Origin of the sequence: Moraxella porci DSM 25326, assembly GCF_002014855.1 — a bacterium.
Classification (GTDB): Bacteria; Pseudomonadota; Gammaproteobacteria; order Pseudomonadales; family Moraxellaceae; genus Moraxella; species Moraxella porci.
On record NZ_MUYV01000020.1, the window covers coordinates 1 to 7,460 of the forward strand.

The 7,460-nt window shown below is 50.3% G+C and carries 7 protein-coding genes and 2 pseudogenes; 1 reads left to right on the top strand and 8 read right to left on the bottom strand.

Annotated elements, in window-relative coordinates:
• Window positions 1–62: 62 nt before the first annotated feature.
• Window positions 63–1,238 carry a tetracycline efflux MFS transporter Tet(Y) gene (tet(Y), locus tag B0681_RS09940; protein ID WP_011931119.1) on the top strand — a complete coding sequence of 392 codons (1,176 nt, stop codon included), beginning with the start codon at window positions 63–65 and terminating at the stop codon, window positions 1,236–1,238.
• Between the two features lie 15 nt (window positions 1,239–1,253).
• Here the strand turns inward: tet(Y) and B0681_RS09945 are convergent, their stop codons facing one another.
• The 8 genes and pseudogenes from B0681_RS09945 to sul2 form a co-directional block, all read right to left on the bottom strand.
• On the bottom strand, window positions 1,254–1,520 hold the full coding sequence (locus B0681_RS09945) for a hypothetical protein (RefSeq protein WP_052928020.1): 267 nt from the start codon (window positions 1,518–1,520) through the stop codon (window positions 1,254–1,256).
• A gap of 320 nt (window positions 1,521–1,840) precedes the next feature.
• Window positions 1,841–2,656, bottom strand: coding sequence for an aminoglycoside O-phosphotransferase APH(3')-Ia (gene aph(3')-Ia / locus B0681_RS09950; RefSeq protein WP_000018321.1), 816 nt, complete (start codon window positions 2,654–2,656; stop codon window positions 1,841–1,843).
• Window positions 2,657–2,732: 76 nt separating this feature from the next.
• Window positions 2,733–2,969: pseudogene (locus B0681_RS09955) on the bottom strand (aminoglycoside phosphotransferase family protein); the annotation flags it as partial.
• Entirely contained in the window at window positions 2,969–3,772 is an 804-nt protein-coding gene (gene aph(3'')-Ib / locus B0681_RS09960; RefSeq protein ID WP_078318572.1) for an aminoglycoside O-phosphotransferase APH(3'')-Ib, read from the bottom strand. The pseudogene B0681_RS09955 and the gene aph(3'')-Ib, both read right to left, overlap by 1 nt.
• Window positions 3,773–4,077: 305 nt before the next feature.
• Window positions 4,078–4,938 (bottom strand): aminoglycoside N-acetyltransferase AAC(3)-IIe, encoded by an 861-nt coding sequence (gene aac(3)-IIe / locus B0681_RS09970; protein WP_000557452.1) that lies wholly within the window; start codon window positions 4,936–4,938, stop codon window positions 4,078–4,080.
• Window positions 4,939–5,048: 110 nt separating this feature from the next.
• Window positions 5,049–5,675: pseudogene (locus B0681_RS09975) on the bottom strand (IS3 family transposase); the annotation flags it as partial.
• 53 nt (window positions 5,676–5,728) lie between these two features.
• A complete protein-coding gene (locus B0681_RS09980) occupies window positions 5,729–6,370 on the bottom strand; it encodes a type A-3 chloramphenicol O-acetyltransferase CatIII (protein ID WP_005826111.1) in 642 nt (213 codons plus the stop codon).
• A 66-nt stretch (window positions 6,371–6,436) separates the two neighbouring features.
• The gene (gene sul2, locus B0681_RS09985; protein ID WP_001043260.1) at window positions 6,437–7,252 is read right to left on the bottom strand and encodes a sulfonamide-resistant dihydropteroate synthase Sul2; all 816 of its coding nucleotides are present in this window, start codon (window positions 7,250–7,252) and stop codon (window positions 6,437–6,439) included.
• Window positions 7,253–7,460 lie beyond the last annotated feature (208 nt).

The window sequence follows — 7,460 nt, forward strand, 5'->3', positions numbered from 1 at the left end:
TTATTCTAGTACAGCCCCAAGTTTATTATCGCCAACTTATCAATGAAATAAAAGTCACATCTATGTCAAAATCACTTATAACCGCACTCATTGTTGTCGCGCTTGATGCGATTGGTTTGGGATTAATCATGCCGGTGGTTCCGGCTTTATTAAATGAATTTGTACCGGCAGAGCAAACAGCATTTCACTATGGTGTTTTTTTATCGCTTTATGCGTTTATGCAGGTCTTTTGCGCGCCCGTTTTAGGGCGGTTATCTGACCGCTATGGACGGCGGATTATTTTGCTGGTTTCATTTTTAGGTGCCACGATTGATTATAGCATAATGGCGGCAGCGCCTGTTTTATGGGTGCTTTATATCGGCCGGATTATCTCAGGTGTTACCGGAGCAACTGGTGCAATCGCGGCATCAATTATCGCTGATACAACTAAACAGGAAGAACGTGCGCGTTGGTTTGGTTTTATGGGGGCGTGTTTTGGTGCAGGTATGATTGCAGGGCCTGCTATTGGCGGTGTTCTTGGTGATATATCTGTGCATGCGCCCTTTGTGGCAGGGGCTCTTCTCAATGCAATTGCCTTTTGTTTGGTGGCTTTCTTGTTGCCCAAAACGCCGTCACAACCGCCTGAAGGACAGCCAGCCAAAATCAATTTGTTTGAAGGCTTTCGCTTCAATTTTGCAGTTCAGGGACTTGCCAGCTTTTTTGCGTTGTTTTTTCTTATGCAGCTGATTGGGCAGGCGCCCGCCGCTTTGTGGGTGATTTATGGCGAACAGCGCTTGAATTGGGATATTGGCACAGCAGGTGTGTCGCTGGCCGTTTTTGGTGCAGCACATACATTCGTACAAGCTGTTTTAACCGGCACTCTTTCAAAGCGACTGGGTGACCGCGGTGTGTTGCTGCTTGGAATGGGCGCTGATATGTGCGGGTTTTTATTGCTGGCTTTTATCACGCAAAGCTGGATGGTTCTGCCGGCAATTTTTATGCTGGCCACAGGCGGCATTGGTATGCCTGCTTTGCAGGCCATTATTTCAGGTCTTGTTTGCGATGAAAAACAAGGTGCTTTACAGGGAACTTTAACGGGGTTGACGAATATAACCTCGATTATCGGGCCGGTCGGATTTACGACGCTTTATGGCTTAACCGCGGGGCAGTGGGATGGTTGGGTTTGGCTCGTCGCAGCAAGCCTTTATCTTATTGCTATACCATTATTGCGCCAGTCAGCCAGTTTATTGCGATCTTAAAATCTTGGCGGGAGATCAAGCAATCCCGCCAATAAAACCGCTGAGTTCATCAAGACGCACCATTGCCATGCGCATGGTGCCACGGCAATTTTGAGCTTTGCAGCGTGCGCGTCGTTCAACTTCGTCCAAATATAATTGCTCGTGTCCTCGAATTGAGCTGATCATTGCCTTATTGATATAAACAAGGCGGTTACATTTCTTGCAGGTCATTTCTAATCTTTGATGGTCTGCAAGATCACTGGCTTTATAGCGGGTTTTCCAGTTTCCGGGTGGGGATGCCATTTTCATCACCAGAAGTCTTCAGGTGAGGGAATACGGACATAGCTGATTTTACCGCCCACATGGGGTCGTTTGCGGGAGAGGGCGAAATCCTACGCTAAGGCTTTGGCCAACGATATTCTCCGGTAAGATTGATGTGTTCCCAGGGGATAGGAGAAGTGCGTGGGTGAAATAGCCGGTCGTCAGTCATAAAGGGCAGGGGAGTACCGTTGGCCCGGCGTTCGATAGTACCGTCCGGATACTGCCAGATATCGGCGTCCAGGGAGATGTCCTGAAGCGCGGTGTCCGGAATTTCAGGTTTGTGTCTCTACAAAGACTAACTATCAGAAAAACTCATCGAGCATCAAATGAAACTGCAATTTATTCATATCAGGATTATCAATACCATATTTTTGAAAAAGCCGTTTCTGTAATGAAGGAGAAAATTCACCGAGGCAGTTCCATAGGATGGCAAGATCCTGGTATCGGTCTGCGATTCCGACTCGTCCAACATCAATACAACCTATTAATTTCCCCTCGTCAAAAATAAGGTTATCAAGTGAGAAATCACCATGAGTGACGACTGAATCCGGTGAGAATGGCAAAAGCTTATGCATTTCTTTCCAGACTTGTTCAACAGGCCAGCCATTACGCTCGTCATCAAAATCACTCGCATCAACCAAACCGTTATTCATTCGTGATTGCGCCTGAGCGAGACGAAATACGCGATCGCTGTTAAAAGGACAATTACTAACAGGAATCGAATGCAGCCGGCGCAGGAACGCTGCCAGCGCATCAACAATATTTTCACCTGAATCAGGATATTCTTCTAATACCTGGAATGCTGTTTTCCCGGGGAGCGCAGTGGTGAGTAACCATGCATCATCAGGAGTACGGATAAAATGCTTGATGGTCGGAAGAGGCATAAATGCCGTCAGCCAGTTTAGTCTGACCATCTCATCTGTAACATCATTGGCAACGCTACCTTTGCCATGTTTCAGAAACAACTCTGGCGCATCGGGCTTCCCATACAATCGATAGATTGTCGCACCTGATTGCCCGACATTATCGCGAGCCCATTTATACCCATATAAATCAGCATCCAGGTTGGAATTTAATCGCGGCCTCGAGCAAGACGTTTCCCGTTGAATATGGCTCATAACACCCCTTGTATTACTGTTTATGTAAGCAGACAGTTTTATTGTTCATGATGATATATTTTTATCTTGTGCAATGCAACATCAGATTGTTCTCACGACCGAGCAACCGGACTGCTCCCCTCCCATTGCGCCATACCAGATAGTCGGCCCCGCGCAGTTCATCAGCAATGTCTTCTATAGGTTTCAATCCCTTGACGATTGCAGGAGTCCCGTCTGGCAATGAAACTTTCCAAACGAGGCTGGAAAAGGTGTCCGCAATGAGAACAGGTTGCGAAACGTGCCAATGAGCAGGAAAAACAGGCGGCATGAACATCAACCCCAAGTCAGAGGGTCCAATCGCAGATAGAAGGCAAGGCGTTCGCGGTCGGGGGCTTCGATCCCCAATACATTGAATAGGACAGCGAAGGCGCGCTCTGCTTCATCTGGCGCTGCCCAGTTCTCTTCGGCGTTAGCAATCATGAGTGCCAAATCGGCATAGCGATCTGCTGTTCCGAGCCGCCCAAGGTCGATCAGACCCGTGCATTGAAGAGTTTTAGGGTCCACCATGAAGTTCGGCATGCAGGGATCACCATGGCAAACAACCATATCGGTGCGCTCTTGGTCGAGCCGCACCGGTAGCTCTCGTTCGATACGAGCCAAAAGATCGAGCTGCGGCGTACTCTTGTCCTCGTCCGGTAAGAAGTCGGGATTGACGGCATTGCGGGACACCACATCAACGGCGCGTCCGAACATTCGCGACAGCCTGCGCTCAAACGGACATTGATCAACCGATAGGCTGTGAACAGCGCCAAGTTGCTGCCCCATTGACGGCCACGCTTTGAGCAAATCCGCTCCAGACAGATCAGCCGCCGGTACTCCCGGAATTGCCGTTATCACCAAGCATGCACCCTCCTGTTCCTCCTGCCAGTTGATCACCTCGGGGCAAGCCACACCTCGACCTTTGAGCCAAATGAGGCGGTCACGCTCTCCAGCGAGCTCACCGCGGCGGGAAGCAGGTGCGATTTTCGCGAAGGCATGCCCGTCACCACGTCGAAAAACAAAATCACCGGATTCTCCGCCTCTGACAGGCAACCAGTCAGAATGCGATTCACCAAAAAAAATATTAGTTCGATTCAATGGAGGTTCCTTCAGTTTTCTGATGAAGCGCGGAGGTGGCTTTGCCACGAATACCATCTGTGCCGAAATATTTGCGCACCATAAGGTCGATTATCCTGTCGTCGGGTCGCCCTCAAAGGGGACATGCCTGCTGAACCGCGAATATAGAGAAATATCCCGAAGGGGACCGTTTCTTTCACCACGAACCCGATTTCCTCAGGGTCAAAGATCAGCGATTTCGGACGCCGATCGCGCAGCCGCTCAGCGAGAGTCGTCTTTCCGGCGCCGAAAGGTCCGTTGATCCAGATTATCATTGTCGACGGCCTCTAACCGGAAGGCTCGCAAGAGCGCTGGGCGGCTTCGTGTGCTGGCACGATCGGAGTGGCTCCGAAGTGCTTCTCAAGATAGGTGACGCCGAACGTCACGATGTCCTGCGCGTCGAACAGGTAGCACTGAGCAAAGCCCACGACACCTTCTCGATGGCGACCGAGCTTCACGTAAGCATTTGCTATAGTTTCGACCGCATCCGGCTTTCCTTCGATAGCAAAGCAATCGAGAATGCCGTTTGAATCGTATTCTGATGCCGTTTTCCAGGCGACTTCACCGTTTCTTCCAAGCATCGGCATCTCATACGTCACCCATCGTTTGTTGGGGATATCCGCAACCGCCTCGGCGTAGTGCAATGCGGTAACGGAGTTTAGCGGCGCACCCAACAGCAGGGCCTTCCCGCCAAGGCGGACGAACCGCTCGACGGGCGACCCTTCCCCCAAGGCGTGACCGAGTTCGTGAGGCTCCGTCAGCGTTTCAGCTAGCGGACCAACCGCGACCATCGATGCATCGGGGTGCGCGCTGCGCCGCGCGCCGGGGGCTTGAACCAGAAATTGATTCAGCAGGCCGAACCCACGGTAAGTCCCGGCCGTTGCGGGATCGAACGGCGGCCAGGTACGGCGGGCTTTGTCATCCAACCGAGCGCCATTCAGAGTCTCCTCGTAGGGTGATCGGTCCCACGACGCGTATCCCATCACAGTGCCAGTCGGCCCAACCGCGGAGCGTAACGCGGCAACGACCGTCTCCGCTCCTCCTTCGACCGGACCAATCGCTTTAAGTGAGGCATGCACCATCAACAGGTCACCGGTTTGGACTCCGAGTTTTCGAATTGCCTCCGTTATTGCCTTCCGCGTATGCATCGCGATATCTCCTCTAAACTGCAAAACACTATACCTATCGAAATATCACTCTACCTCTCGCTGCTTGACCGAGGTGGACTTGCTTCGTAAAAGTGGAGAGGCGTTTTGTATTAAACTACCGTTCTCTCGAAGTGAGCTGGGCTCATATAGTCGAGCGCGGAATGCCGCCTTATAGGATTATAGAAGCCGTCAATATATTGGGCAATGGCTTTTTGTGCATCATCGCGCGTATGGAATACGGTTCTCCAAATCATCTCTGACTTCAATGTTTTAAAGAAGGTTTCAACCATGGCATTATCATAGCAATTGCCTTTGCCGGACATGGAGATCATAATACCATTTTCCTTATGATGGATCAAGCCTTTTGACGGTCGCCGCATCGTTATAGCTTTCTCGAGCGCCTGAAGAGCTAGCTTGCGGTTTAAACGATCACTAACGGCCCAACCGATGACACGACGCGCGAACAAGTCAATGACGACCGCAAGATACAGCCATCCCTCGCGCGTCCATATATATGATATGTCGGCACCCCATTTCTGATTAGGTCCTGTTGCTGCAAAATCTTGTGCAATGATGTTGGGCGCAACCGGAAAGCTATGATAGCTGTCTGTCGTCTTCTTAAAGCGGCGTTTTTGGCGTGCGTGCATTTTGTTCTCACGCATCAAGCGGGCAATCCGGCGACGACCAACAGCGAACCCCTGATCCTGTAACTCGCGCGTCATGCGCGGACTGCCGTAATATAATAAAACAGGGCTTCACTAGATATGAAACCCTTTAATTTAACCTGAGCTTATTTTAATTTACTGTTACACAACTCTTGTAGCCGACTAATAAAGCGTGCAACATGGAAGCCATCACAAACTGCATGATGAACCTGTACTGAGAGCGGCAATAACAGTCTATCCCCTTCTTGCTGATATTTTGCCATTGTTATAATGGGTGCAAAATAATCGGTAAAATTAGCAACATTTAAATTAAAGCTATCAAAATTAACCCAAGGTAATGCTGAAATATTTAAATGATTTTCTGGTGTTACCCCTTGAGGAAATAACTTGGTATCACTTTTATAACGTTCCATTACCGATAAATAATTCACCATAAATTGATCAATATCGGATGAGTATGGGCAACTCAGTGCTGAAAATGTCTCTGTTTCTTGATGGAATACGGTGAATTGTGGGTCGACTGAATCCCATACGATCAATTCATCATCTTTTATCGCCATTCTCAACTCATCAAATTGATTCACGGCCTGAGCAATCAGATAGATCATTACCGGATAAAACTTATACGCTGAATCATCCAATGACTTTTTTAACGTCGTGATATCAATTTTGCTTGTTAAGCTAAAACCACATGGTAAACGATGCCGATAAAACTCAAAATGCTCACGGCGAACCCAATTTTTTACATCAAATTTTGTATAGTTCATAACATATCCCTTCTGAATTTTTTTTCTGATGAAGCGCGAATATAGAGAAATATCCCGAATGTGCAGTTAACGAATTCTTGCGGTTTCTTTCAGCGCCGCCAATACCGCCAGCCCGTCGCGCAAGGGGCGCGGCTCGTGTGTGCGGATGAAGTCAGCTCCACCTGCGGCGGCGGCAAGCTCTGCAGCGAGTGTCGCGGCCCCGACATCCCCCGGACCACGGCCTGTGAGCGCGCGCAGAAAGGATTTGCGCGAAACAGACAGAAGCACCGGCAAATCGAAGCGCAGCCGCAATTCATCGAACCGCGCCAGCACCGAGAGCGAGGTTTCGGGAGCAGCCCCCAGAAAAAACCCCATGCCGGGATCAAGGACAAGGCGGTTGCGTTTGATACCGGCACCCGTCAGCGCCGCGATGCGCGCGTCAAAGAACGCCGCAATGTGATCCATGATGTCGCCAGCGGGTGCCTCGCGCCGATCTGCCTGCCCGTCTTGCACCGAATGCATAACGACGAGTTTGGCAGATGATTTCGCCAATTGCGGATAGAACGCAGCGTCTGGAAAACCGCGAATATCATTGAGATAGGCCACACCACGCGACAAGGCATAGGCTTGCGTCGCGGGTTGATAACTGTCGAGCGAGACGGGAATGCCATCTGCCTTGAGCGCGTCCAGCACCGGCGCGATACGCGCGATTTCTGTGTCGGACGAAACAGGCGCGGCGTCGGGATTGCTGGATGCCGGACCGAGGTCGATCACATCTGCCCCCTCGGCCATCAGCTTACGCGCCTGCGCAATGGCTGCGTCTGGCGCCAGATACCGGCCTCCATCGGAGAAACTGTCCGAGGTTATGTTGACGATGCCGAAAATGATGAGCGATTTATTCATGGGGGCTTCTATAATAATAATCGAGCATGAGTCTCATACGGATGCTCGGGTCGAAAGGGAATCCCCAGGCGAGTAACCTGTTTGCGGTGATCCATTAGCTGCAGGAGCAGAATAGCATACATCTGGAAGCAAAGCAAGGAAAGCGGCCTATGGAGCTGTGCGGCAGCGCTCAGTAGGCAATTTTTCAAAAGGGGCTGTACTAGATTAG